The sequence below is a fragment of the Nocardiopsis ganjiahuensis DSM 45031 genome (genome assembly GCF_000341085.1).
GTDB lineage: Bacteria > Actinomycetota > Actinomycetes > Streptosporangiales > Streptosporangiaceae > Nocardiopsis > Nocardiopsis ganjiahuensis.
In genome coordinates this window covers 234,548-258,621 of sequence record NZ_ANBA01000006.1, presented here as the reverse complement: position 1 = coordinate 258,621, position 24,074 = coordinate 234,548, and the positions used below count along the sequence as shown (strand labels likewise).

Genomic DNA, 24,074 nt, shown 5'->3' with positions numbered 1-24,074 from the left:
GGTGACAGCGGCGTCTGTCGGCAGAGGCCCCGCTCACGGGACCCTGGGGGTATGACGACGACAGCGAACACCGGACCGGCCGCAGCGACACAGGACCCCACTTCGAACGCGGGACCGTCGGTGGTCGTCCGCGACCTGCACCAGCGCTACGGCGACTTCGAGGCGGTCAGGGGCGTCTCCTTCGAGATCCGCCCCGGCGAGCTCTTCGCGCTCCTCGGCACCAACGGCGCCGGGAAGACCACCACCATCGAGACGCTGGAGGGCTTCCGGCGGCCCAGCTCCGGATCCGCCCGGGTCTTCGGCCAGGACCCCTTCGGCCAGCCCGCCGTGATCCGTGACCGGGTCAACGCCGTCCTCCAGGGCAGCGGTCTGCTGGAGGACCTCAGCGTCGAGGAGAGCCTCCGACTCACCAGCGACCTCGCCGCCTCCCCGCGCGACGTCGACGAGGTCCTCCGGCTGATCAACCTCGTGGACAAGCGCAAGCTCCGCATCCGCCAGCTCTCCGGCGGGCAGAAGCGCCGCCTCGACCTGGGGTCGGCACTGATGACCCGCCCCGAGGTCCTCTACCTCGACGAGCCGACCACCGGGATGGACCCCGAGGCCCGGCACGAGACCTGGAAGATCATCAACGAGCTCAAGGAGAGCGGGGTCGCGATCCTGCTCACCACGCACTACCTGGAGGAGGCGGAGCGCCTCGCCGACCGGCTCGCCATCATGCACCGCGGTGAGATCCGCGTGGAGGGCACCCTGTCCGGGGTCCTCGCCGGGTGGGGCGACCGGGTGAGCTTCCTGCTCCCCAGCGACGTGCGCACCGCCGACCTGCCCGACGTGGACGGGGCCGCGATCGAGGTGGAGAGCCGCGACCAGGACCTGTGGGCGACCTACACGGTCACCGGCGGCGACGTCACCGCGCGGGCCCACCACGCCGTCGCCGCGCTGATCGCCTGGTCCGCCGAGCAGGGGATCGTCCTCCAGAACCTCCAGGTGCGCGGAGCCTCCCTGGAGGACGTGTTCCTCCAGGTCGCCGACGGCGCCGCCGACCTGATCACGGAGTGAGGGGCGGGTCCGCCGACCCGCCCGGCCCCAGCACCTCTTACCCGCCGGGACCACGCGCCTTCGCGCGACCCCGGCCCCAGAACCCAGGAGAGACACGATGAGCACGACCACCACCCGATCCCCGGCCGCGCAGGCCTCCGCGCGGACCGCACCCGGCCTGCTGAAGCAGACACTGCGCCTGGCCCGGACCGAGTTCACCCTCTTCGTGCGCTACAAGACCGCTCTGATGTACCTGGTGCTCCCTCTGGTCCTCTTCCTCCCGCTGATGTCGACACCCAGCGTGGAGGTCCTCGGGGAGTTCACCAACCGCGACCTCACCTTCGCCGCAGCCCTCGTCAGCATCGGACTGATGCTGGGGATCGGCCACGCCTCCAACGTGTTCGCCGCCCGCCGTGAGTCACTGGTCCTCAAACGGCTCCGGGTGAGCGGGGTCCCGCAGCTGGCGATCTTCGGCGGTATGACGCTGGTCGTCGTCCTCTTCACCCTGGCACTCGCCGTGCTGATCCTCGGCGCGATCGTCGCCCTCTCGGGCACCATGCCGGCCGACCCGGTGCTGCTGATGGTCGCGGTGCTGCTGAGTGCCGTCGCCATGACCCTGGTGGGTCTGCTGATCACCCCCCTGGTGCGCAACGCCGAGTCCGCCCAGATGTTCTCGGTCGTCCCGATGATGGCGCTCCTGCTCACCGGCGGGGTCTTCTTCCCGCTCGACCTGCTGCCCGACCCGGTCCGCACGGTCGTCCAGTTCCTCCCGGTCGCCCCGGCGTCCGAGATGGCCCAGGCCGGCTACAGCGGTTACGACGTGTTCGGCGGGTACGAGGGCGCCGAGGCGCTGGGCACCGCGGCCCTGTGGGCCAACGCGCTGCCCTCCATCGGCGTGATGCTCGCCTGGATCGTGATCCTGTCGCTGCTGGTCCGCCGCTACTTCAAGTGGGACCCCCGCCAGCCCTAGGGCCAACGGCGATCCGGCCCGTGCCCGGTGGAGTGAGTGAGCCGGGAGCGCCCAGGACGGGGCCTCCCGGCCTTTCCGTGCGGAGATCGGGCCTTCGGTGAGAACAGGCCTGTGGACAACGCTCCGGACGCCTTCCGGCGCTCTAACGTGGAGACGACATGGGCGGGACCGAGGAGGCGGACACGGTGGAACACGGTGAGCGCGCGGCAGCCGCGGCGCCGACGGTACCCGGGTCGGGGGCAGGGCCCGGTTCGGCGCCCGTCGCCGATCCCGACACCGGGGGCACGGAGGAGCTCACCCCGCCGGCGATGAGCAAGGGGTTCGCGCGGAGGATCCGCAGAGCCCGGCAGTTCTGCCTGGTGAGCATGGCGGTGTTCGCGTTCCTGATCCCGTTCCTGGCCGGGGCCAACCTCATGACGGATTTGGCCCTCGCCTCGGACATCCTGGCCGACCGGCCCCGGTACCTCATGGTGCTCGCCCTGGTCCGATCCCTGGTCATGTTCGTCGCCTCGATCCTGTGCGCGCTGGCCGCCTTCCGGATGATCCGGGAACGGTTGGACGGCCGGCAGAGCCCGGAGCGGCGGCTCTACTGGTACGCGGCCTCCCTCTTCCTCGTCCTGTGCCTCTTCACGTGGTACACCCCCAACGTCTTCTCCCTCTGCGCCACCGCCTGGGTGCTGGGCACCTTTCTGACACCCAGGGAGCGGATCCCGCACCTCACCGTCGTTCTGGTGGGCCTGCCGTGGCTGAACGCCCTCCTCTCCCCGCTGGAGACCCCGGTGCTCCCCGCTCGGAACAGCGGCGGAAGCACCTTGGCGGCGTTCGACCCCAACCTGCTGGGGCTCACCCTGATCATGGCCGTGTGGTCGGCCTTCCTGTGGATGGGGTGCCTGTACACCGTCTGGCTGTGGGACGGGATCCGGCAGGTGACCGACGGACAGCAGGCCCGCGCGCAGCTGGCGGTGGACGGGGAGCGGCTCCGCTTCACCAACGACATGAGGGAACTGCTGGGGCACAGGCTCGACGCGCTGAAACTCGGTGCCCGGCGGGCCGGAGAGCTCGTGCGGGCCGACCCGCGGGGGGCCGAGGCGGAGATCGGCCAGGTCCACGACCTGGCGCGGACGACGCTGAGACAGGTGCGCTCCATGGTCCGGGGGTACCGGGACATCGACCTCGGGGCGGAGGTGAGCTCGGTCCGCGCGGTCCTGGAGGCCAACGGGACCGCCGCCGCCGTCACCGGTCTGGCGGGTCTGACCCTACCGGCGGACACAGCGGCCCTGGCCGCCTGGGTGGTGCGGGAGGGCGGGACCAACGTCCTGCGGCACAGCCGCGCCCAGAGGTGCCGCATCTCCTTCACGGTGGTGGGCGACCCGGGAGAGGGGTACCGGGAACTGGTCGTGGAGGTGGCCAACGACAGGGCCCGGGACGACGAACCGGAGGGGGCGGAGTCCGGCAGCGGCCTGGCCGGGCTGACCGAGCGGATCTCCGAGGGAGGCGGCGCACTGTCGGCGGACCGGACCAACGACGGCGGCTTCCTGCTCAGAGCCGTCCTCCCCCTGCCCGACGGTCCGCTTCCCCCGGGAGCCGGGGGGAACGGGACCGGCGGGCCCCCGAGCGCCGTGCCCGGACAGCCGGGAGGCGGAACCTCCGTGCCCGCCTCCCCCTCCCAGAGCTCTTCCGGGGCCCGTGCCGCACGACGGTCCGGTGCTGACCGGCCGGGTGCGGGCCCCGCAGAGGGCACCTCGGTGGTTCGGGCGAACGCGGTCCCGGTCGGCGCCGTGCCCGGGGATCCCGGCGCCGGTTCCGACCCGGCCACGGACCGGCCCGACGACCGCCGGGTCCGGATCGCCCGGCGCATCATCACGGCCATGATCGGCTTCAACGGCCTGGTGGTGGTCGCACTGGCCCTCTCGGACCTCGTCGCCGGCCCCGGACTGAACCTGCCGCCGTGGCGTTCGGCGGTCGGTGTCGCCATCTCCGTGGTGGTCGCCGTCCTGCTGATCGGCCTGCTCCGGGAGCGGCTGGACGGCAACCGGCAGCCGAGCCCGAAGCTCCTCTGGTCCTCCGTGGGGCTGCTGCTGTTGTGCGCGGTGTTCCTGAACACCCCGCCCGCGGCACTGATCATGATCGGGTCCTGGTGGGGGACCGGGATCTTCTTCGCCTCACGCCGGGACGGCGTCCTCATCACCGTCCTCCTGCTGCTCTCGCCCCTGCCGCTGCTTCCGACCTTCTCCACCTTCTTCGAGCGGGCCGGGGGGATCAGCCCTCTCGCCTACGGCCTGCTCTGGCTCGCCGCCGTGGTCTTCGCCCTGTTCTTCGTCCTCAGCACGTTCGGCACGGTCTGGCTGTGGGACATCAGCCGTGAGGCGGTCGCCGGAGAGCGGGCCCGGGCCCAGTTGGCGGTGACCCAGGAGCGGCTCCGCTTCGCCCGCGACATGCACGACCTGCTCGGGCACAGCCTCTCCGCGCTCGCGGTCAAGGCCCAGCTCGCCGGGCGGCTCGTGGACCGGGCCCCGGAGCGGGCGTCCACGGAGATCGCCGAGGTCCAGGCGCTGGCCCGGCAGGCGCTCCAGCAGGTGCGGTCCGCCGTCATCGGATACCGGGAGGTCGACCTGGAGGGCGAGGTGGAGGCGGTCACCGCGGTCCTCGACTCCGGGGGGACCCGGACCGTGGTCACCGGCCTCGACGGTCTGGAACTGCCGCCGAAGGTGGCCGGGCTGGCCGCCTGGGTGGTGCGTGAAGGCGGCACGAACGTCATGCGGCACAGCGACGCCGAAGAGTGCCAGATCAGCTTCACGCTCACCAGGGAGATCGGCGACCGGCTGAGGCAGCTGGTCGTGGAGATCCACAACGACAGCGCCCGGGAGGAGAAGGGCGGACGGGGTGACGGCAACGGGCTGGCCGGGCTCTCCGAGCGCGTCGCCATGAGCGGTGGAACCCTTTCCAGGGCCCGGACCAAGGACGGCGGATTCCTGCTCCGCGCGATCATCCCGCTCTGAGCCCTCGCTCTGGGCCCCGGCCCTGTTCCGCGGCGCCCTGGACCGGGGCGCCGCGGAACGTCCGGGGGGCCTGCGCCGGGAGTGTCACTGTCGGAGGAACGGCGCCCGGGTGGCCGGGGTGCCCGGCTAGATCGTGCCGACCGAATCGAAGGCGGCGTCGATGCCCGTGGTGGCCTCGTCGCCGCCGCCGGTGTTGAGACCGAGCATGAACGCCCCCCGGTCCTCGGTGAGCTCGACCACCAGGAAGCGGCCGTAGCCGCTCTCGCCGTCGTCGGAGTTGCTGCCCATGGTGGCGCCGAAGGCGGGCAGGCCGTCCAGGTCGGTCTGGCCGGAGGGTTCGACCCACACGTCGCCGCTGTCGGTGACCAGGCCGCCGACCATGTCCATGGCCAGTCGCGCCCCGGAGACCGCGACGGGCTCCAGGGGACCCAGGTCCTCGGTACCGGTGACGATGATCGCGTCCGGGTCGTCCGCTGACCCGTACACCGCGTACGAGGAGTACTCCGCCGGGACCTGGTCGTCGCCGAGCCGGGCCCAGCCCTCGCCGGGCAGGTCGTAGGCGAGTCCCGATCCGGAGTCGGTCACGGTGCCCTCTCCGCCGGCGGCGGGCTCCGATCCTGTGCTCGTCTCGGCCTCCTCCGACCCGTCGTTCGCGCCGGAGCCAGCGGCCGAGTCGTCCCCGGACAGAGGTCCGCCGCTGGAGAGGAACCAGCCGAGTCCGCCCGCCGTGATCAGGAGGAAGAGGAAGGTCACCACGATGGCGACGGCGAAGGTGACCCGGCGTGCGTTGTCGGGCTCGCCGTCGTCGAAGCGGGGGCGACCGGGGCGGCGGGCGGCGGGGGCGCGCTCTTCCTCGCGTTCCGGCCTGTCGGATCCTGCTTGCATCTCGGCTCCTGAGGGGCGGCTGGCCGTTCTGGGGGCGGTGGGGTCCAGAAGGAGTACTACCCAGTACGGGTGCACGCCGAGCGGGGAGGAAGTGGCCGGATCAGGCCGTTCCACGGCGGGGCCGGGGCGGAGGCCGGACGGAAGGGACTCAGATGTGCCAGGCGCGCCAGGGCATGAACCGGGGCGGGAACGGTCCGCACAGTGAGTGGGCGGCCCGGGTGCTGTCCGCGAGCGCGTTGTGGAGAGGGAGGCCGGCGGTCGTCGGGTCGTGGCCGTTCCGGGCCGGGGGCACGGGGCCGACGATCCTGACCCCGGGGGCGGCGGGGCCGTCGTCGGCGGGGTCGGGGACGCGCCGGGCCTCCTCGTCGGGGACGCGCGGGGCCCCTTCGTCGGGGCGCGCCGTGCCGGGGGCCGTGTCACCGGGGGGAGGGGGTTGCGGGGGGTCGTCCGGCAGGGACCTGGAAGTGAGGCCGAGGACGCGGTCGATCTCGGCGGGGCTGAGCGGGTGGTCGGTGTCGGCCACGGCGATGAGGACCTCAGCGTAGAGCTCGATCTCGTCCAGGGCGACGTGGTCGTGGAGCCGGTCGCGCACACCAGGGCTGTGGGCCACCGCTCACCTCCCGGGACAACGGCGTCGCAGGACAGGACGGTAACCCCGGCGCCGGGGCGGTGTGGGCGCGGGCGCGACGGAACCGATCCCACAGGGAGAGAGGACTTCCAGGGTACGTCCGAGAGGGCCTGGGGCGCATGACTCTTGTGGACCAGTGGGCAGCTCACCCGGGTTAGCCACGCGGTGCGGGATCCGCAGTCCGGAGTGACCCTCCCGCGGAATCCGGTAGATCCTTCCGAGTGGTCATCGGCCTCCCCCGGCGCGGGACCAACGTCCGCGCTCCACGCGATGTCAGGTGCCCCCACCGCTTCCGGGCCCTGTCAAGCCTCGAGTGAGGAACTGAACACTCTGCGTTCGTGTGACGGCGGTGTGAACGGGCCGGGGAACCGTTGGATACGAAACGGAGGGATGACCAGGCAGGGGTTTCGGGAGCCGCTACCTCGACTCATGGGATCCCCTCCCCACAGATGAACCGAAGAAGAGGTGAGGAACCATGTTCGAGAAGAAGAGCACCGCTCACAAGTCCCTGATCGTCCTGTCCGTCGTCCTGCTTGCCGCCAGCTCCGCTGTCGCTTTCCTCGACCCGTTCACCGGTGCCCGGCTGGGGGGCTCGTTGGTCGGGGCCGCTTCCCTTCTCGGATTCGCCATCCTGAGCGTTTCCGGCCAGCGCGGCAAGGTCCAGCAGTCGGCCTCGTGACGGAACCGGAGTGATTGGTGGAAAAGTAGGCACCGCCACCGGTGCGAGCACCCGACTAGCACCGAAGGAACCCCTCCGCTAGGAGGGGTTCCTTCGGTGCTAGTCGGGTGCTCGCTCCTTCCCATGCCCGCCCCGATTTCGGTGCGCGCCGCGTGATGGTCGTGCGACCGGCGTTTGGAATCTTTCCCGTACATCGCCCGAGCTGGGAGACCACACGGATGAGCACTGAGAACCCGAATGAAAAGGACACGATCCGCATCGGCCTGTGTCTCGGAGGGGCCTTGCTGACCCGCCGAATCCGGTCCGTACTGGAGGCCAAGGGGTGGCACACCACCGAACTGGTGGAGGGGTCGGATGATCTGGACACCGACGCACTCGACCGGTTCGACGCCGTCATGCTCGGCAGCGGCGTCGCCCTGAGCATGTCCCTGCCCGAGGGACAACCGTTCGAGGAGCGGAGGCCGAAGTCCGTAGTCCTCCTCAACGGGGAATCCGACCCCCGTTTCGCGGAGGTCACCCAGTGGGGGGCCAACGCGATCGTCGACCGTGACGACCTGGACGGCAACATCGCGCACGCAGTGGAGCAGGCGCTCGGCGGGGCCGTATGGATCTCTCCGACCTTCGCCGCCCGTTGGATGGCGAACATGCGCCCGGTCCTACGCGCACACTTCGGTTCCACCGAACCACTGTTCGGGGAGCAGCTGACCCGGCGCGAACGCGAGGTCCTGGACCTCCTCGTCCAGGGGATGTCCAACGCCCAGATCGCGGGCCAGCTGATCCTCAGCATGGGCGCGGTGAAGTTCCACGTCTCGAACCTGCTCCGCAAGTTCGGTTGCCAGCGCCGTTCCCAGCTGATCGCCCAACGCCAGGGCGGCCCCGTCCGGAACGGGGAGCGCACCCTGGCCGCGGTCTGACGCCTTTCCGCGGGGGACGCCGTACATTGGCGGGCGAACTAGCTCGCCCGGACACCGCGATTTCCCGTTTCTCCGGCCCGCCCCGTAACGACACTCGCGCACGCGTATCCCGCGTGCGCGTTGTCATGTCCGCCTGTTCCACCCGCTCCGCCCACCCTGTTCCGGCCGTCTTGCTGGCCCTGGCCGCCCGGTCACCCGGACCCGGAGTGTGCGACACCGGGCCGCACACTGTCGGTCCGGACGCCACCGGATCGTGTGTTGACGGTCCGGGGAACACCGAAGGGCGCCCGGTGGGGGAACGAGAAGCTCGTTCCCCCACCGGGCGCCCTTCGTCGGGCACGCTGAGGGCTCACCGGCCGGTGGCGGTCTCCAGGGCGGGGGTGCTGGACGCCGGGGAGGCGAACTGATGGGACGACAGCTCGATGTAGAGATCATCCACGGCAAGAAGCTCCTCATGGGTGCCCGCGGAACGGATACAGCCGCGTTCCAGGACGAGGATCTGATCCGCGTCGCGCACGGTGGACAGGCGGTGGGCGATGACCATCACGGTGGTGACGGCGGAGACGGCTTCGATGGTCTCCTGCAGGGCCTGCTCGTTGATCGAGTCCAGCTGCGAGGTCGCCTCGTCCAGGAGGAGGAGCCGCGGTTTGCGCAGCAGCGCCCGGGCGATGGCCACGCGCTGGCGCTCGCCACCGGACAGGGTGACGCCGCGATGCCCGACCTCGGTTTCCAGACCCTGCTCCAGTCGGCTGACCAGCGTGCCCAGACGCGTGCGCTCGATGACGTCGTGCAGCTCGTCCTCGGAGGCCTCCGAGGCCGCCATGAGCAGGTTCTCCCGCAGGGTGCCGGAGAGCACGGGTGCTTCCTGCTCGACGTAGCCGATGCTGTTCCGCAGCTCGGCTAGGGGCCACTCGGCCACGTCCCGGCCGTCGAGGCGAACACTCCCGGCCTGGGGGTCGTAGAACCTCTCCACGAGCGAGAAGATCGTGCTCTTGCCCGCAGCGGAGGGGCCGACGACGGCGGTCATACTGCCGACCGGGGCATCGAAGGTGAGCTCGTCGAAGACCGGCGGTCCGCCGGGGTCGTACCCGAAGCGCACGTTGCGGAAGGACACCGACACCGGACGCGGGTGCCGGGCCAGCTCCGCGCTGGCCAGGGAGACCTGCGTGGACGCGCTCTCCTCGTACTCGTAGGCCTCCACCTCACGGATCCGGTGCAGCGCGGCCAGGCCGGCCTGCAGACCGCTCACCGCGCTGGTCACCTGGGTGGCCGGGCCGGTCAGGTAGAAGAGGTAGAGCAGGAACGCGACCAAAACGGCCAGGTCCAGTCCGCCCGCCGCGGCGCGTGCGCCGCCCACGCCGAGGATCACCAGGAACGAGACCTGCACCAGAAGACCGGTGGACATGCTTCCCGCGGAGAACCAGATGGCCGCCCGCTTGCCCTCGTCCAGGGCCTTCCCGGAAGCCGCGTTGACGGTCGCGATCTCGCGGCCCTCGGAGCCGCTGGCCTTGATCGTTCGCAGCGAGGTGATGGAGCGCTCCAGGGTGCCGCCCATCTCGCCGAGCGCTTCCTGGACGAGCAGGCTGGCCCGCTTGATCCTGGGCACGATCGCGGCGAAGGCGATACCGACGACGACCACCACCGCCAGGACCAGGCCCAGCAGGGCCAGGTCCAGGTAGGCCATGAGGACCAGGATGCCCGCCAGCTGGAACAGGCCGATGACCAGGTCGACCAGGTTCCTGGTCGTGGCGGTGCGGAGCTGGTTGCTATCCGAGACCACGCGGGAGAGCAGGTCACCAGGGCTGCTCCGATCGAGCACCGTCATGCGCAGTCGCATGATTCGCTCGACCATCTGCCGGCGGACACCGAAGACGATGTTCTCCGCCGTGCGCTCGGTCAGGTAGTTGCCGATGGCGGCGAGAACGGTCGCGAACAGCAGCAGGGCGGCCAACAGGACCACCAGGCCCAGATTCGGTCCGCCAGAGGCCATGTCCTCCAAGAAGAACTTCGCCACCAACGGCTGTGCGAGGGTGAGCAGCGCCGCGACGATGGTGATCAGCCCCCCGGTCCACAAGGTCAGACTGTAGGGGCGGGCGTACTGGAGCAGGTGTCTCAACCCGGGCCGTTCGACTCGCGGGTCCGGTGCTTCGGTGTTCATAGGGCCACCTTCTCGATCAGTTCGTTGTCGGGCGTGGGGTTCGGGATCAGAGCCGGGGAACCGAGGAGCGAGGCGTCGCCGCAGACCACGCCGGTGAAGCGCTCGGGGGCGAAGTACTCCCGCGCCACGTCCACGACCTCGTCGTAGGTCACCCGGGAGAGCAGGGCCCCGAACTCGGTCAGCTCCATGGGGTCCGCACCGTTCAGGGCCAGATCGATCAACGCCGAGGCCACCTCGGCCTGCGAAGTGAGCCGGGTCCGCATGCACCCGGCAGCGAAGCGCCGAGCGGCCTGGAAGTCCTCCTCGCTGGGCGGGTGGTCTGCCATACCGCGCAGCTCCTGCGCGATACCGGCGAGGACCTCGTGGGCGGTGGTGATCGACGTCTCGGCCTCGACCGCGATCAGATTCGCCCCGGGGAAGGAGTCGATGAACGCGTTGGCGCCGTACACGTAGCCGTTCTCGTTGCGCAGGTTGCGGGTGAGCCGGGTCGAGACCGCGCCACCGCTGAGCGTGTTCAGGGCCAGGAAGAGCGGCGCGTAGAGCTCGTGGTCGTGCGGAACGGCCTCCGCGCGCAGCCGGACATGGGCGCGAGAGGAGCCCGGGACGTCCATCACGGTGGGCGGGCCCGGGCGCAGCGCGGGCACCTCGGGGACCACCCACCCCGGAGTGGAGCCCTCCCAACCGCCGAAGTGTTCCTCGACGTGCCGGAACACCTCGGCCGGATCGAGGCTGCCACCGACGACCAGGAGCAGGGCTTCCTGCGGACCGAGGCCGCCGGAGGAGGCGACGGAACTGTCCTCGTTCGGGGCGGTGGCTTCGTACCGGGCTGTGCCGGCCCGATTGCCCGCGGCGTGCTCCCCGTAGAGGTGCTGGTAGAGGCCGTCGACCGCGAGAACGTGCGGGTAGGCGGCCGAGGCGCACGCCTGTGCGGCGAAGGTTTCGTACTCCCGGGCGGTGGCCTCGGCGGAGACCACGGAGTACGTGACCGCGCCGGACAGGTAGCGCAGCAGTCGGGGCAGGTCGTCCGCGCCGCAGCTTCCGCTGAGGACGGTGGCCCAGGGCGAGGCGCTGCCGCCCAGGATCACGGCTGACTGCTCCAGGTCGGGGAGGCTGACCGAGGGGTCGCCCTCGTGCAGGGTCACCAGGTGTGCGCGCAGCTGCGCCTCGAAGAGCGCACGGGGGGTCTCGCTCAGTTCGGGGACGACCAGCCGTACCTCCGCCAACGGAGCGTCTCCATGGGGCATGCAGATGGTGCGCAGGCCGTTGGCCAGGGAGCGCTCGTGCAGGTCCGACAGGCGCATCAGGGGGTGTCCTTTCCCTCGGGGGAGAGGTGCAGCAGCGCGCGCCCCTCCCGGGTCAGCCACCGGGCTGCGTCCGCGACATCCTGCTCGGTGGCCTCGGTGAAACCGCGGTGGATGGTGCGGGGCAGGTCGCCGTCGCCGAAGAGGAGCGCGCCGCGGCCCACCACGCGGGTGCGGGCCCCCAACTGGTCGGTTTTACGGTGGAAGGAAGCGAGCCTGCGGGCTCGGGCGCGGGCCAGGTCGAGGCTGTGGACCCCGTGCTCGGCCAGGCGTCGGATCTCGGTGTCCACGAGGTCGAGGACGAGGTCGCCGCTGACCTCCTCCGGGTGGATCGCGGAGAGGATCCACATGTCGGGGTCCCTCGCGTCGAGGAAGTCGAACAGCCCGCTGCGGGCGGAGACGCTGACCGGCTCGCCGGTCCGCTCGCGCGCCACACGTGCGAGCAGGGGGTCGGGCCCGCTGGTGAGGATGTCCGCCACCAGGGACAGCGCGAAGTGCGGGGTGAGGGACAGCGACGCGTCCGGGGCCCGGTACCCGAGGGCGAACCCGGGACGGGTGGCCAGGGGGTCGTACGCGGTGCCGGTACGCAGGCGGTCGGGCACCGGTTCCCACGCGACTCCGGTGTCCGGCGCGGGCAGGGCGGGAAGCGAACCGAAGTGGGTCTCGGCGAGGTCGAGCGCTCGCTCGGGGTCGATGTCCCCGCTGATGGTGAGGACGGCGTTGGACGGTGTGTAGAACCGGTGGAAGAAGTCGAGGCAGTCGGACAGGCCGGCCTCGGCGAGGGCTCCGGTGTCCCCGTAACCGTCGTGGGCGTTGGGGTAGGCGTCGAACAGCACGGGGGAGATGAGTGGCCACGGGAAGCGCCCGTAGGGGCGTCGCGACTTGGCTTCGATCTCCTCACCGATCACGTTGATCTGCGTACGCAGGCCCACCTCGGTGACGCGGGGCTCCCTGATGCGTCGGGCCTCCAGAGACATGACGTCGTCGAGGTGGTCCGACGGGACGATCGTGTAGTAGTCGGTGTAGTCCTGTCGGGTGGACGCGTTGCAGAACCCGCCCATGGCCTCGACCCAGGTGAAGTGGTCGGACTCGCCGGAGCCCGCGCCCTGGAACATGAGGTGCTCCACCAGGTGAGCCATACCGGGATAGGCGACGGGGTCCGAACGGAAACCGACCCCGTAGTGCAGGGCGACCCCCGCGGCGGTGACCGACCCGACCGGGACCGTGCGGACACGGAGGCCGTTGTCCAGAGTGCGGGCGGGGTTGTGTTCCGTTGCTGTCGCGGTCATGGCCGTCGGTCCTTCGGTCGCAGGGGCTGCTTCAGGAGCGCGCTGTCGGCAGCATCGATGGCGTCCGCCAGGAGCGCGAGATGGGTGCGGACGGACTCGTGCCACCCCACGTAGGTCGCGAAATCGTGGACGTGGACGAACATGCGCAGCACGGCGGTCCGGGCGACCGCGTCCAGGTCCGCGGTGGCTCCGTAACCCGTGAGAAGAGCGTTGATCAGCGACTGCTGTTCCTGGCTGTCGCCCGCGGAGACCTCCCGGTGTTCGACGAGCTCACCCGCTATCCAGCCCAGGTCGAACTCGGCGGGACCGGTGGTCAGCTCCTCTCCGGTGAGCAGTACCGCCGAAGAACCGCCGGTCCCCGGTTCCACAGAGGGGATGAGCAGGCCGAGGCCCGGTGCTCCGTGCAGGAGGACACCGGACAGTCGTACGTTCTCGCCCTGCAGGTCGGCGCACCAGAGCCGGGCCGTGCGCATTCGGGATTCGCCCAGGAAACGGACGGCCTCCTCGCGCAGGCGCCCGGACGCCCGGTGCCGCGCGCTTCCGCCCAGCCACCGCGTCAACCGGGCCGGCCCTTGGGGCGAAGGGAGGACGGGCGGTCCGGGAACGACGTGCGCATGCAGTTCGGCCAGGGCGGCCCCGGCCGACTGCAGCAGATCCGCGGTGCCGGAGGTGCCCTCCTCCTGCAGAAGCAGCTGTTTGGCCACTGAACTGGGGCCCGGGGCGGGAAAGACCCGCCAGGTCTCGTGGGTGTGCACGGCCTGGTGCGGCTGGAAGGTGACGGGTCCCTGGATCGAGGCCAGGAGGGGGCGGATCCGGTCCGGCAGCGCACCGATCGGCAGGGGCCGGTCGATCCCGCTGCTGCGGACCCAGAAGAACCCGTCCGTGACGGTGTGCACCACGGTGGTGTGCACGTAACCGGTACCGAAGTCGTCGACGATCTTGGTCAGCACGGCTCGGGCACCTCCGCCAGCTCGGTGCGCAGCCTTTCGACCTCGACGATGACCTCCTGGAGCGGGGCTGCGACGGCGGCGTCGAACTTGCCGGTGTGCGCGCTGAGCCCTGGGACAGGGGTGACCAGGGTCACGTTGGTGCGCTCTTCGAGTGCTCGGACGTGCCTGCGGTAGATCTCGGAGTCCGCCGCGCCGGGCGGTAGGGAGGGGGCGAGGCCGATCACGGCCGACGTGCACTGCAACCCGAGGGTCGCGGGCGTGTCACCCAGCCCCACCGCGAACCGCGCGAGGAAGTCGAAGGTCGCGGGATAGACGATGACGGCGTCGGGCCAGGTGGCCAGGTCCACGTGCAGGGGGCCCGCGGCCGGGTCGTCGGACCAGACGTCCAGCTCCACCGGCCGCTTCTCCATGGCGTTGAGCGCGACGTGCGACACGAACTTCGTTGCGCTCCTGGTCAGCACCAGGCGTCGGTCGATGTGGGGGTAGCCCATCTCCAGCCAGGTGCTCCAGGAGGGCAGATGCGCCGCGGCCATGGAGCCGGTGCCGATGATCAGCAGGCGTTCGGCTCCGAACTCGGGGAAGAGGTCCGGAGAGGGGACCGACTCAGACACGGGTCTCCTCCCACGCTGACACGATGTCCCGGACGTCCGCGACGGCGGCCCGGACGCCCTCGGTGTTGACCACCCCCGCGGGGTTGAGGACGATCTCGCTGACACCGGCCTGCTCGTACTCCAGAAGGCCCTTGGCGATCTCCTCCGGTGACCCGTACAGGTAGACGCCCTTGTCGAGGATGGCCGCGGCGCCCTCCTGCGGGCGGTCCGGGTAGGCGGGGACCCCGGCCTGGCGCAGCATGTCCGTGTAGTGCGGAAGACCGAGGTGGCTTCCGGCTCCCAGCATGGCGAGCTTGCGGGGGTCGCGCGCGGGGCGGGCGACGGCCGCGTGGACCATGGTGGCGACCCGGGGGGTCCGGTCGCGCCCGGCCTGCTCGGCTCCCTCCGCGAGCTTGGGGATGATCGTGTCGCGCACGTAGTTCGCCGGGGTCAGCCAGCTGATGGCGACGTCGGCGGCCCCGCCGGCCTTGCGTGCCATCCCGGGCCGCAGGACGCCCATGCCGACCTCGACCCGGGGCTCCGGGGTGAGGGGCTGCAGGCTTATCCCCTCGCCCAGGTGAAAGGCCTCATTGGTGCGTTCGGCGACCGGACCGCCGTCCAGGAGGTCGCGGACCGCGCGGGCGTACTCCGCCGAGGTGCGCGCGGGCGTCGCGTAGGGCTCGCCGCGCAATGAGGCCACCAGGCCCGGTGTGGCGGGGCCGTAGCCGACCACGATCGGCTTCCCGGTCAGCCTGCCGAGGCTGCGGGCCTGCACGGCCGCGTCGAACGGGTGCCGGAGTGGAACGAGGGTCACCCCGATCCCGGTGGGGATCCGGTAGCCGCGACCGGCGAGGTAGGCGAGCACCTGGTGGGTCTCCGCGTTCAGGGACTGCCCCGTCCACAGGCGGTACAGCGGGGTCTCCTGGACCAGCTTGGCCAGCGGCTCGACCTGTTGGGGGCGCTGGGGCTGTTGGGGCTGGATCACGCTCAGCAGTGCACGGGCTGACATGTGGTTTCTTCCTTCCTATGGGGTGGGGTGCCGCGGTCAGCCGAACGTCCGGTTCTGGGCGTTCTCCTGGCAGCGGGCCAGGTCCGAGCCCGACGCGCGCCGGGTCATCCGTCGGAGCAGGGGGACGGCCACCGCCAGCGCCAACGCCGTCCAGGCGCCGGTGAGCAGCAGCGCGAGCAGGGGGTTCCAGTGGTTGCCGTTGATTTATCCAAGAGGCACGCCTGCGGTGAGGCCCGCGTCGATCCCGTTCACGATCCATTCGAAGGGCAGGAAACGGAGGGCGTACTGGAGGGGTGCGGGGAAGTAGGCGATCGCTCCGGTGCCCGCGGCGGCGGCCACCGCGTACACGCCCAGGGAGGTGTAGCCGATCAGGTCGCCCCCGTCCGGGAGCACCGCTCCCAGAACCAGGCCGAGGGCGATGAAGAACAGGAAGCCGAGGGTGAGGAAGCCCAGGGCCGTCAGCCAGGAGGCGAACGAGGTGTGGGGCGTCATCCCGCCGACCGTGAAGGCCGTGAGCAGCAGAGCGGTCAGGGACACCAGACTCATGCAGAGTACGTGCAGGCACTTCTCCACGACGTAGGCGGCCAGTCCGCCGGGGAGCAGGCGCAGATGCAGCAGGGTTCCGCTCTCCCTCGCCGAGATCACGCTCTGCGCCACGGAGAAGGTCCCGCCCTGGGCCAGCACCAGCATCATGAACGTCATGGCCAGGGTGGAGGGTGAGGTCAGGAACTGATCCGAGTCCGCGTCGGGCGAGGCCAGCAGGCAGGTCGTCACGTAGATGGCGACGAACAGCAGCTGGAAGTTCAGCAGGATGCGGTTGGGGTCGCCCAGGATGATGCGGGTCTCGGTCCGGAAGCGGTCGGCCCCCGCTCGGAGAATTCGGGTGTTCATGCTGTCGAGGCCTCCTTCCGGGACTGGACGTGCGCCAGGTAGCAGTCCTCGAGGTTCTGGCGACGGACTTCCAGGCCGGGCACGTTGGAACCCAGCCGGTTCCGCAGCCCGGTGATCAGGGCTGAGGGGTCCGAGGTGAGTTCCCGGTGGCTTCGGCCCCCCTCCGTCCAGCGGACGGAGGTGTCGCCGGCGCCGTGCAAGCCCGAGAATTCCTCGCGCGTTCCGGTGAAGGTGACCCGTCCGCCGGTGAGGATGGCGATCCGATCGGACAGACGGTCGGCCTCGGCCATGTCGTGCGTGGTGAAGAGTGTCGTGACGCCTTCCTCGGCGGCGACCCAGGACACGACGTCGTGGAAGGCGCGCCGGGCTTCGGGGTCCAGGCCGACGGTGGGCTCGTCCATGAAAAGGATTTCCGGCCGGCCCACGAGGGCCAGTGCCAGGTCCATGCGTCGCCGCTGGCCACCGGACAGGTGACGGATCTTCTGGCCGAGGAAGTCGGTGAGTACGATCCGTTCCGCGAGTTCTTCGAGGTCGACGGGCTTCTCGTGGTACAGGGACGTGTGACGGAGCAGGGACTCGACGGTCCAGTCCCGTTGGTCCCGCCAGGTCTGGAGGACGACGCCGATTCGGCCGCGCCAGGCGTCGTCGGCTGATTCCGGGTCGCGGCCGAGGACTCTCACCGTGCCGGAGCCGCGCCCGCGCAGGCCTTCGAGGATCTCCATCGTGGTGCTCTTTCCGGCACCGTTGGGGCCGAGAAGGGCGAGGGTCTCGCCCTGGCGGACGTCGAGGTCCACACCGTGCAGGATCTCGCGCTGTCCGTAGGACGTTCGGAGGTCTCTGACCTCGATTCGGGGGGACATCCGTGCTCCTTCCTTCGGTGTCCGCGGGGGACCGCGGGGTTGCCAGAGCCTCTCGGCGTCGGCAACCCCGGCGGTTCATCCCGTCATTTGATCGGTGCGATCAGGGTGCTCAGCAGCCCCAGTGTTGGGTCGCGACGATCGAGCCGACGCTGAGGGCGATGCTGGCCGGGGTGGCCTCGGGCTCCTCGACGTCCTGGTCCTTGGTGATCTCGGCCGGGTCGGTGTAGTTGTCGACGCCTTCGAACGGGGTCTTCTCAGCCATGGGGTTTCCTTCTTTCTTGAGTGAATTGCTGGGGTGAATGACTGGTCGGTGGTCTGGTCGCGGTGCCGGATCAGCAGCCGATGCGAACCGTGGCCGTCACCGAGATCGGCGGAATCGTGATCGTGATCGGGCCGGGGACGACGGTGGTGACGACGACCCCCGGCTCCTCGACGTCCTGGTCCTTGGTGATCTCGGCCGGGTCGGTGTAGTTGTCGGCGCCGTTCATCAGGGTTTCGGTGCTCATGGTGTTCTCCTTCGGGTGGAGTTGGTCAGCAGCCCCAGTGTTGGGTCGCGACGATCGAGCCGACGCTGAGGGCGATGCTGGCCGGGGTGGCCTCGGGCTCCTCGACGTCCTGGTCCTTGGTGATCTCGGCCGGGTCGGTGTAGTTGTCGACGCCTTCGAAGGGGGTCTTCTCGCCCATGGGCGTTCCTTTCGGTTGTTTTCTGCATCGGACGCGCCGGGATTGGGCGCCCGAAGTCTGTACGGCCTCAGAGGCCGATGTCGGGGGAGTGGTAGCTCCGGTGCGGGCTTTCTGGCGGAACACCGCTGTCGGCGAGCGCCCGGGCCACCTCGTCCTCGCGGTCGGAACCGTTCTCCTGTGCACGGATCAGCGCCTCGGCGATGATCCGGGAACGGTGCTGGCCGAAGCTCAGGTTGTTCTTGTCGACCTGCGATCCGTCCGGTTCCCAGGCCCACCCGATGCCGGGGGCCAGACGGGCCACGTAGAGCGAGCCCCCGTCCCCCAGGCCTTCGGTTCCGGCCATCCCCTCGACCAGGCCCGGAACGGCCAGCCACGAGGACTGGCCGAGATAGACGACGATCGCGTCGTGCCTCGGATAGGAGGAGCGCGAGGACAGGACCTTGGCCTGGTAGCCGACCCCCGACCCCTCCAGGAGGGTGAGGAGGCGCCCCCAGACCCGGGGGGCCCAGGTGTGCTCGGGGACGCTGAAGTAGAGGCGGAGGATCTCCTGGTCCTGCAGGGAATGCCCGCCCGAACCGTGCACCAGAAGGAACCCGGGGGAGCGCTTGGGCAGGACCGAGGGCACGCGGACCTCGGCGGTCTCCGGACCCATCATCGTGACCAGGTCCCAGGGCACCCGGACCCGGACCCCGCCCAGCAGTGCCAGTGCCTCGTCCGGGGAGTCGGAGCCGGCCACACCGTGTGCGGTCATGACGCTGGTGGAATGGGGGACCGCGGACCGGAGGTCCTTGACCAGGCGCGGGTCGGTGATGGCCGGGGAGCGCTTGCCCTTGCGGGCGGGCTGCCCGGTGTGGAAGGCGGTGTAGAGGGTGTGCGCGAGGCTCCGCTGCAGGAACCTGGGCACATCGCCCTCGAACCTGTGCTCGCCCACCTTCCCGAACCGGAGGTCGGGTGCGAAGGTGACGGTTCGCAGTGCGTCGCGCAGCCTCTCCGACAGGGCCGGGCGTGTTCTCAGCTCCGTGGTCACGGTCGTCCTCCCAGTCCGATGGCGGTGGTGTAGTCCTCAGGCTTCAGCAGGGCCTGGCGGCCCACTCCCGCGGCGGCCTTCTGCAGCGGGGTCAGGTACGAGCTCTGTTGCGAGGCGGCGAGTACCCGGGTGAACAGGTGGTGTCCGACGTGGGCCGTGGCGCGGACGGGCAGCTGGAGGTCCTTACCGGCCTCCGGCCGCGCTGCCAGGTAGGCGGCCCAGAACTCCTCGACGTTGCTGCGCAGGAGCTCGAAGCGACGAGTGCCGCCGGCGACCGGGTCGTCCTCCGCGGTGCTCATGGCGAGGACGCCGCGGTGCAGCCACTCACCGGCGAAGGCGCCGATATCGGCGGCCGGGTCGCCCGGCCTGGCCTCCTCCCAGTCGGTGAGATAGAGGATGTCGCCGTCGCTGAGGAACTGGTCCAGGCGCAGATCGCCGTGGATGAGGGAGGAACGGATCCGCTTCGGTCCACCGATGGGGGAACCCAGAGCGGTCGCCACCTCCTGGTCGTCGTGGAGCAGACGCCACAGGTCCAGCTCCCCGGCGCTCGCCGACGCGTACGTCTCCAGGTCGATGGAGGTGAGCGGGCGGGCCGGCTCGGGTCCGTCGAAGGCGCCGTCGGACCCGAACCCCTCAGGCACGTCCAGGGAGTGCAGTGCGGCCAGGACACGACCGGCGTCGGCGGCCAGTTCCTCCGTGAAGAGGTCGTCCTTGGCCAGTTCGGCGCCGTTGACCACGTCTTCGAGCAGTTCGAAGGCGACGAGGCCGGTCTCGGTGTCCACCGCGTGGCACTTTGGGGTCGGGAGGTCGTCGCGGCCGCTGATCAGCTCATCCACAGCGGCGATGCGCCTGAGGCGGGAGCGCACGTCCGCGGTCGGACCGGTGACGCGCTTGACGAAGACCTCCCGGCCCGACTCGGTGCTGCCGGCCCAGATGTCGTTGCGTCCGAGGTAGGAGGTGAGGGTCTCCTCCACGAACGGGCCGAAATCGATCCGTTCGAGCAGGGCGTTGACCTCCGGTGCGTCCTCCAGCGGAATGGGATCGAAGGAGGTGCGGTTACTCGTCATCGCCGGCCACCTCGTAGACGGAGACGAAGTGGCCGGTGTGGTGGGTGACGGGTTCCTCGCGCCAGCCGGCGTAGCGGCCGCGCAGCCGGAGTCCGACGAGACGGGCCATCAGGTCGAGTTCGGAGGGCCACACGTAGCGGCTGAGCTCGACGACCCGGCCCGGCGATTGGTCGGAGCCGAGGAAGGTCTGGACGACGACGGCGACCTGGGAGGTGCGGTCGACGTAGGTCGTGTAGATACCGACCTGGCCGTCCTGGAGGTGCCGGGCATCGGTCTTGGTGCCGTCGGCGAGGCCGTGGTAGACCAGCGGGTCGTAGGTCTCCAGGATGACCACACCGTGGTCGGCCGTCCGCTCTCGCATCAGCCGGAGGGTGTTGAGCTGCTTCTCCGCGTCGGGGACCATACAGAAGGTGTTGAGCGGATTGACGGTGACGTCGAACTTGCCTTCGGGCAGTTCTTCGGAGAAGTCGCCGAGAGTGCTCTGGACCCGGCCTTCGGGGTCGTTCTCCTTGAGCTTGCGGAGCATTTCCTCGGAAGCCTCGACACCGTGGACCTTCAGGCCGCGGTCCGCCATCGGCAGAGCCACCCGGCCGGTGCCCACACCCAGTTCGAGAACGCTTCCCTGGGGTGCCAGCTTGCTGATGTACTCCGCCGCGTAGTCGGCTTCGGGGGTCGTCGGGTAGATCATGTCGTAGATCCCGGCGAGCGAATCACCGTAAGTATTCACCGTCTGCATCGTTCTCTGGGCTGATGCCCTGTCCCCTATCTCTTCGTTCCTGCCTGCTTCGTTCGATCTGGTTCCCATCTTGTCGGAATTTGCTGCATATGTGCGCTAGCCCTTTTTCTTCTGTTGGCCAATCCAAAGTCGAGGCCGGTGTTGGCTGGAATTCCTGTTGTCGTGTGAAGAGGTTGCTTCGGAGGGCTTCGTGGTTCCTGTATTGGCAGATCATGGCAGGTTTGACCGGGGGTGATTGGTCGCCTCCTGGTCTTGTGTCCAGGGCGAATGCTGGTCGAACGGCTAGTGCGCGAAACCGTTTTCGATGGTATTTGTGCGGCCGATCACAAGAAAGAGTTCATTTTTCCTGGGTGGCTTGTTTTCGGTTGATTTTGTCATTTCCGTGGGTAATCATTGGGTCATGATCACAGCGCGCAGGAAAAACGAAACGAACGATGTCTCGGCAGGTGGAAAGGGCGTCTCCGGCCCCGTCGTGGAAGTACGCGATCTACGTCAGCGCTACGGCGACTTCGAGGCCGTCAAGGGCGTGTCCTTCGAGATCGCTCCCGGAGAGCTGTTCGGGCTGCTGGGCACCAACGGCGCCGGCAAGACGACCACCATCGAGACCCTGGAGGGTTTCCGCAAACCCAGCGGTGGAACCGTCCGGGTCTTCGGGGTCGACCCCTACAAGCAGCCGCGTGAGCTGCGCGAGCGGGCCAACGCCGTCCTGCAGAGCAGCGGCCTGTTCGAGGACCTCAGCGTCCAGGAGGCCCTCGACCTCTCCATCCGGCTGGCGTCCCGCCCCCGCCCCCTCGACGAGCTGTTGGAGGTCGTGGGGCTCACACACAAGCGCTCCACACTGGTCCGACAGCTCTCCGGTGGTGAGAAGCGCCGCCTCGACCTCGCGTCGGCCCTGGTGACCAGGCCCCAGGTGCTCTACCTCGACGAGCCGACCACCGGGATGGACCCCGAAGGCCGTCGGGATACTTGGCGCATCATCGACGACCTCAAGAAGCAGGGTGTGGCGATCCTGCTCACCACTCACTACCTGGACGAGGTCGAGCAGCTGGCCGACCGCTTGGCGATCATGCACCGGGGCGAGGTCCGGGTGGAGGGCACCATTCAGTCCGTGCTCGCCGAACGCGGCGACGAGATCGCCTTCCGGGTGCCGGACAGCGTCCGCCGCGACGACCTGCCGTCCCTGGAAGGGCGCGAGCCAGACTTCGCGGTGCGTGACGGCCACCCTCGGGCCAGCTACACCGTCCTCGGTGAAGAGAGGAGCTACCGGGCGCACCGCGCGGTCCGCCAGCTCATGGATTGGTCCGATGAGCAGGGGGTTGAGCTCGCCGGGCTCCAGGTGCGCGGCGCGACCCTCGAAGACGTCTTCCTCCGGATCGCCGACGGCAGCACTGACAACAGCACCGCCGAGTAGAGAACCCGAACCCTCCCAGCGCTCGCCCCTCAGACAGGATTGGCACGATTCAGATGGCACACACTCTGACCTCGACGAAGAACACCCCCGACCTTCAGCCGGATGCCGCGGCGGAGTCCGCGCCCACCGTCCCCATCGCCCCCGCTGAGTCGGCCGCCCCGGCCTACGCCCCTCGGAGCTCTTTCAGCCAGGCACTGACGCTGCTGCGGACCGAGTTCACCCTCTTTGTCCGCTACAAGACCGCACTGCTCTACCTGATCCTGCCCGCGGCTTTCATGATCCCCTTCTTCACGATGGAGAACGAGGAGGTCGCCCCCGGCGTCACCATCATCGGCTACCTCATGTCCGGAAGCCTGATGGCGGTCTCCATCGCCCTCGGCCTCATGCACCCGTCCAACGTCCTCACCACCCGGCGCGAGAACCTGGTGCTCAAGCGCCTGCGTGTGGGCGGTGTCTCCCCGGCCGCCATCCACGGCTCGATGATCGGGCTCATCGTTGTGCTGTCACTGGCAATGGGACTGGTGTACGGCGCGGTGCTGGTCTACATGTCCGGCAGCACGCCCTCCAACCTCGCCATGATGCTCCTGGCTCTGTTCCTGAGCGCGGTCTCCCTGACCCTGATGGGAACCCTGATTACGCCGCTGGTCCGCAACGGTGAGATCGCCCAGATGGCCGCGATGGTGCCGGTACTCCTGACCCTGGCCATGGGCGGTGTGATGGTGCCCCTGGAGGCGGTGCCGGACTCCGTCGCCGCGGTCCTGCGCCTCCTGCCGATCGCTCCCGCTGTGGACATGCTCCGCTCCGGGTTCCACGGCATGGACTTCTTCGGGCACCCCGAGGACGCCCAGGCGGTCGGCACCCTGGAGCTGTGGACCCTCGCCCTGCCCGGTATCGGTGTCCAGCTGGTGTGGATCGCGGTGCTCGGCTACCTGGTGCACCGCTACTTCCGCTGGGACCCCCGCAAGGCCTGAGACCGTTCCGATGACCGGACCCGACACCGCCCCACGACCTCTTCGCACACGGAACCCGGTACACGGCACCGTCCGCGCACCGGGTTCCGTCGTGTCCGGGAGGGCCGCCCCGGCGGGTCACCGCCAGACGACGTCCTGGTGCTGGACGGCGTAGGCCGCGTAGGCGGTGGGAGTGTGCTCCAGCACGAGGCGGTCGTCGTCGTTCAGCTCGCGGACGACCTTGCCGGGGACCCCGGCCCAGAGGGTGTCCGGCGGGACGACCTTGCCCGGTGCGACCAGCGAACCGGCGGCGACCAGCGCGCCCCTGCCGACCCGGGCGCCGCCCAGGACGATGGCGCCGATGCCGATGAGGGCTCCCTCCTCCACGACGGCGCCGTGCACCATCGCCTTGTGGCCCAGGCTCACGTTGTCGTGCAGGATCGCGGGCTGCCCGGGATCGGAGTGGAGTCCGCACTGGTCCTGGATGTTGACCTTGTCACCGACCACGATGTCCTCGGTGTCGGCACGCAGCACCGACCCGTACCAGACACTGCTCCCGGCGCCCAGCCGGACACGTCCCACCACGACCGCCCCGGGGGCGATCCAGGCGGTGGGGTGGATCTCCGGCTCACCGAAGGGAGCCCCGCCGACCCGCGGTCCCGGATCCCGCTCCGCCGCAGGTCCGTCCGTCGCGCTGCCCATGTCAAGGTCCTCCCGAACGTAGGTCCCCCGGGGCTGGAGAGCAGGAAGTTGACCGCTCGGCCCCCGTGCGGGGATGATCGCGCATACCTTAGTAAGAACGTGACCGGGGTCCGCACGGCGATGTACCTGTCAGGGCTCTTGACGCCGCGGCGCAGCGCGTGCCTACCTTGGTCGTTTGGACGGTGCCCACGGCGTTACGCTCCGCTCTCGGCCGGTGCCCCTCATCGCGCCGAACCGGAGTACGAAAAAGGACACACCCGGGCAAATCTCGCTGAACAGGCTCGATGGGTGTTCTGATGACAAATGGACACGGGGCAAATCACACCGTCTGCGACGCGC

At 69.8% G+C, this 24,074-nt stretch carries 24 protein-coding genes; 7 read left to right on the top strand and 17 right to left on the bottom strand.

Going from position 1 to position 24,074, the window contains the following annotated elements; genetic code table 11:
• The first annotated feature begins 51 nt into the window (after positions 1-51).
• From D458_RS0106505 to D458_RS0106495, 3 genes are all read left to right on the top strand, one after another.
• Positions 52-1,056: an ABC transporter ATP-binding protein gene (locus D458_RS0106505; protein ID WP_026119053.1), complete on the top strand. Its 1,005-nt coding sequence runs from the start codon at positions 52-54 to the stop codon at positions 1,054-1,056.
• Positions 1,057-1,153: 97 nt separating this feature from the next.
• Entirely contained in the window at positions 1,154-2,005 is an 852-nt protein-coding gene (locus D458_RS0106500) for an ABC transporter permease (RefSeq protein WP_017585913.1), read from the top strand.
• A 158-nt stretch (positions 2,006-2,163) separates the two neighbouring features.
• Positions 2,164-5,004 (top strand): sensor histidine kinase, encoded by a 2,841-nt coding sequence (locus D458_RS0106495; RefSeq protein ID WP_017585912.1) that lies wholly within the window; start codon positions 2,164-2,166, stop codon positions 5,002-5,004.
• 126 nt (positions 5,005-5,130) lie between these two features.
• On the opposite strand, the gene D458_RS0106490 is transcribed toward D458_RS0106495, so the two are convergent.
• Together D458_RS0106490 and D458_RS33065 are read right to left on the bottom strand one after the other, a co-directional pair.
• Entirely contained in the window at positions 5,131-5,889 is a 759-nt protein-coding gene (locus D458_RS0106490) for a hypothetical protein (protein WP_017585911.1), read from the bottom strand.
• Between the two features lie 148 nt (positions 5,890-6,037).
• Entirely contained in the window at positions 6,038-6,499 is a 462-nt protein-coding gene (locus D458_RS33065) for a hypothetical protein (RefSeq protein WP_040702206.1), read from the bottom strand.
• Positions 6,500-6,992: 493 nt separating this feature from the next.
• Between D458_RS33065 and D458_RS0106480 the strand changes: the two genes are divergently transcribed.
• The gene (locus tag D458_RS0106480) at positions 6,993-7,196 is read left to right on the top strand and encodes a hypothetical protein (RefSeq protein WP_017585909.1); all 204 of its coding nucleotides are present in this window, start codon (positions 6,993-6,995) and stop codon (positions 7,194-7,196) included.
• A 281-nt stretch (positions 7,197-7,477) separates the two neighbouring features.
• Positions 7,478-8,110, top strand: a complete 633-nt coding sequence (locus D458_RS0106475; RefSeq protein ID WP_017585908.1) for a helix-turn-helix transcriptional regulator — start codon at positions 7,478-7,480, stop codon at positions 8,108-8,110.
• Between the two features lie 349 nt (positions 8,111-8,459).
• Here D458_RS0106475 and D458_RS33060 read toward each other — a convergent pair whose 3' ends face one another.
• From D458_RS33060 to D458_RS0106400, 14 genes are all read right to left on the bottom strand, one after another.
• Entirely contained in the window at positions 8,460-10,268 is a 1,809-nt protein-coding gene (locus D458_RS33060; protein ID WP_017585907.1) for an ABC transporter ATP-binding protein, read from the bottom strand.
• Complete coding sequence (locus D458_RS0106465) at positions 10,265-11,569, bottom strand: M16 family metallopeptidase (RefSeq protein WP_017585906.1); 1,305 nt, start codon at positions 11,567-11,569, stop codon at positions 10,265-10,267. The genes D458_RS33060 and D458_RS0106465 overlap by 4 nt, the downstream gene beginning before the upstream one ends.
• Complete coding sequence (locus tag D458_RS0106460) at positions 11,569-12,858, bottom strand: M16 family metallopeptidase (RefSeq protein ID WP_017585905.1); 1,290 nt, start codon at positions 12,856-12,858, stop codon at positions 11,569-11,571. The genes D458_RS0106465 and D458_RS0106460 overlap by 1 nt, the downstream gene beginning before the upstream one ends.
• A complete protein-coding gene (locus D458_RS0106455) occupies positions 12,855-13,808 on the bottom strand; it encodes an aminoglycoside phosphotransferase/kinase family protein (RefSeq protein WP_017585904.1) in 954 nt (317 codons plus the stop codon). The genes D458_RS0106460 and D458_RS0106455 overlap by 4 nt, the downstream gene beginning before the upstream one ends.
• A complete protein-coding gene (locus D458_RS0106450) occupies positions 13,802-14,419 on the bottom strand; it encodes a flavoprotein (RefSeq protein WP_017585903.1) in 618 nt (205 codons plus the stop codon). Before D458_RS0106450 ends, D458_RS0106455 begins: the two co-directional genes overlap by 7 nt.
• On the bottom strand, positions 14,412-15,407 hold the full coding sequence (locus D458_RS0106445) for an LLM class flavin-dependent oxidoreductase (RefSeq protein ID WP_017585902.1): 996 nt from the start codon (positions 15,405-15,407) through the stop codon (positions 14,412-14,414). The genes D458_RS0106450 and D458_RS0106445 overlap by 8 nt, the downstream gene beginning before the upstream one ends.
• A 204-nt stretch (positions 15,408-15,611) precedes the next feature.
• Positions 15,612-16,298: an ABC transporter permease gene (locus D458_RS0106435; protein WP_017585900.1), complete on the bottom strand. Its 687-nt coding sequence runs from the start codon at positions 16,296-16,298 to the stop codon at positions 15,612-15,614.
• Positions 16,295-17,158: an ABC transporter ATP-binding protein gene (locus D458_RS0106430; protein ID WP_017585899.1), complete on the bottom strand. Its 864-nt coding sequence runs from the start codon at positions 17,156-17,158 to the stop codon at positions 16,295-16,297. The genes D458_RS0106435 and D458_RS0106430 overlap by 4 nt, the downstream gene beginning before the upstream one ends.
• 109 nt (positions 17,159-17,267) lie before the next feature.
• Positions 17,268-17,420, bottom strand: a complete 153-nt coding sequence (locus D458_RS36915) for an LxmA leader domain family RiPP (protein ID WP_017585898.1) — start codon at positions 17,418-17,420, stop codon at positions 17,268-17,270.
• A gap of 70 nt (positions 17,421-17,490) precedes the next feature.
• Entirely contained in the window at positions 17,491-17,664 is a 174-nt protein-coding gene (locus D458_RS36910) for an LxmA leader domain family RiPP (RefSeq protein WP_017585897.1), read from the bottom strand.
• Between the two features lie 25 nt (positions 17,665-17,689).
• Positions 17,690-17,842, bottom strand: a complete 153-nt coding sequence (locus D458_RS36905) for an LxmA leader domain family RiPP (RefSeq protein ID WP_017585896.1) — start codon at positions 17,840-17,842, stop codon at positions 17,690-17,692.
• Between the two features lie 67 nt (positions 17,843-17,909).
• A complete protein-coding gene (locus D458_RS0106410) occupies positions 17,910-18,869 on the bottom strand; it encodes a T3SS effector HopA1 family protein (RefSeq protein WP_017585895.1) in 960 nt (319 codons plus the stop codon).
• Positions 18,866-19,936 (bottom strand): class V lanthionine synthetase subunit LxmK, encoded by a 1,071-nt coding sequence (gene lxmK / locus D458_RS0106405; RefSeq protein WP_017585894.1) that lies wholly within the window; start codon positions 19,934-19,936, stop codon positions 18,866-18,868. Before lxmK ends, D458_RS0106410 begins: the two co-directional genes overlap by 4 nt.
• Positions 19,926-20,672 (bottom strand): class I SAM-dependent methyltransferase, encoded by a 747-nt coding sequence (locus D458_RS0106400; protein ID WP_017585893.1) that lies wholly within the window; start codon positions 20,670-20,672, stop codon positions 19,926-19,928. The genes lxmK and D458_RS0106400 overlap by 11 nt, the downstream gene beginning before the upstream one ends.
• Positions 20,673-21,144: 472 nt before the next feature.
• On the opposite strand from D458_RS0106400, the gene D458_RS33055 reads away from it, so the two are divergent.
• Both D458_RS33055 and D458_RS0106390 read left to right on the top strand, forming a co-directional pair.
• Positions 21,145-22,083, top strand: a complete 939-nt coding sequence (locus tag D458_RS33055) for an ABC transporter ATP-binding protein (RefSeq protein WP_017585892.1) — start codon at positions 21,145-21,147, stop codon at positions 22,081-22,083.
• A gap of 53 nt (positions 22,084-22,136) precedes the next feature.
• A complete protein-coding gene (locus D458_RS0106390; RefSeq protein ID WP_017585891.1) occupies positions 22,137-23,054 on the top strand; it encodes an ABC transporter permease in 918 nt (305 codons plus the stop codon).
• A gap of 117 nt (positions 23,055-23,171) precedes the next feature.
• On the opposite strand, the gene D458_RS0106385 is transcribed toward D458_RS0106390, so the two are convergent.
• Complete coding sequence (locus tag D458_RS0106385) at positions 23,172-23,735, bottom strand: gamma carbonic anhydrase family protein (RefSeq protein WP_017585890.1); 564 nt, start codon at positions 23,733-23,735, stop codon at positions 23,172-23,174.
• Positions 23,736-24,074: the final 339 nt, after the last annotated feature.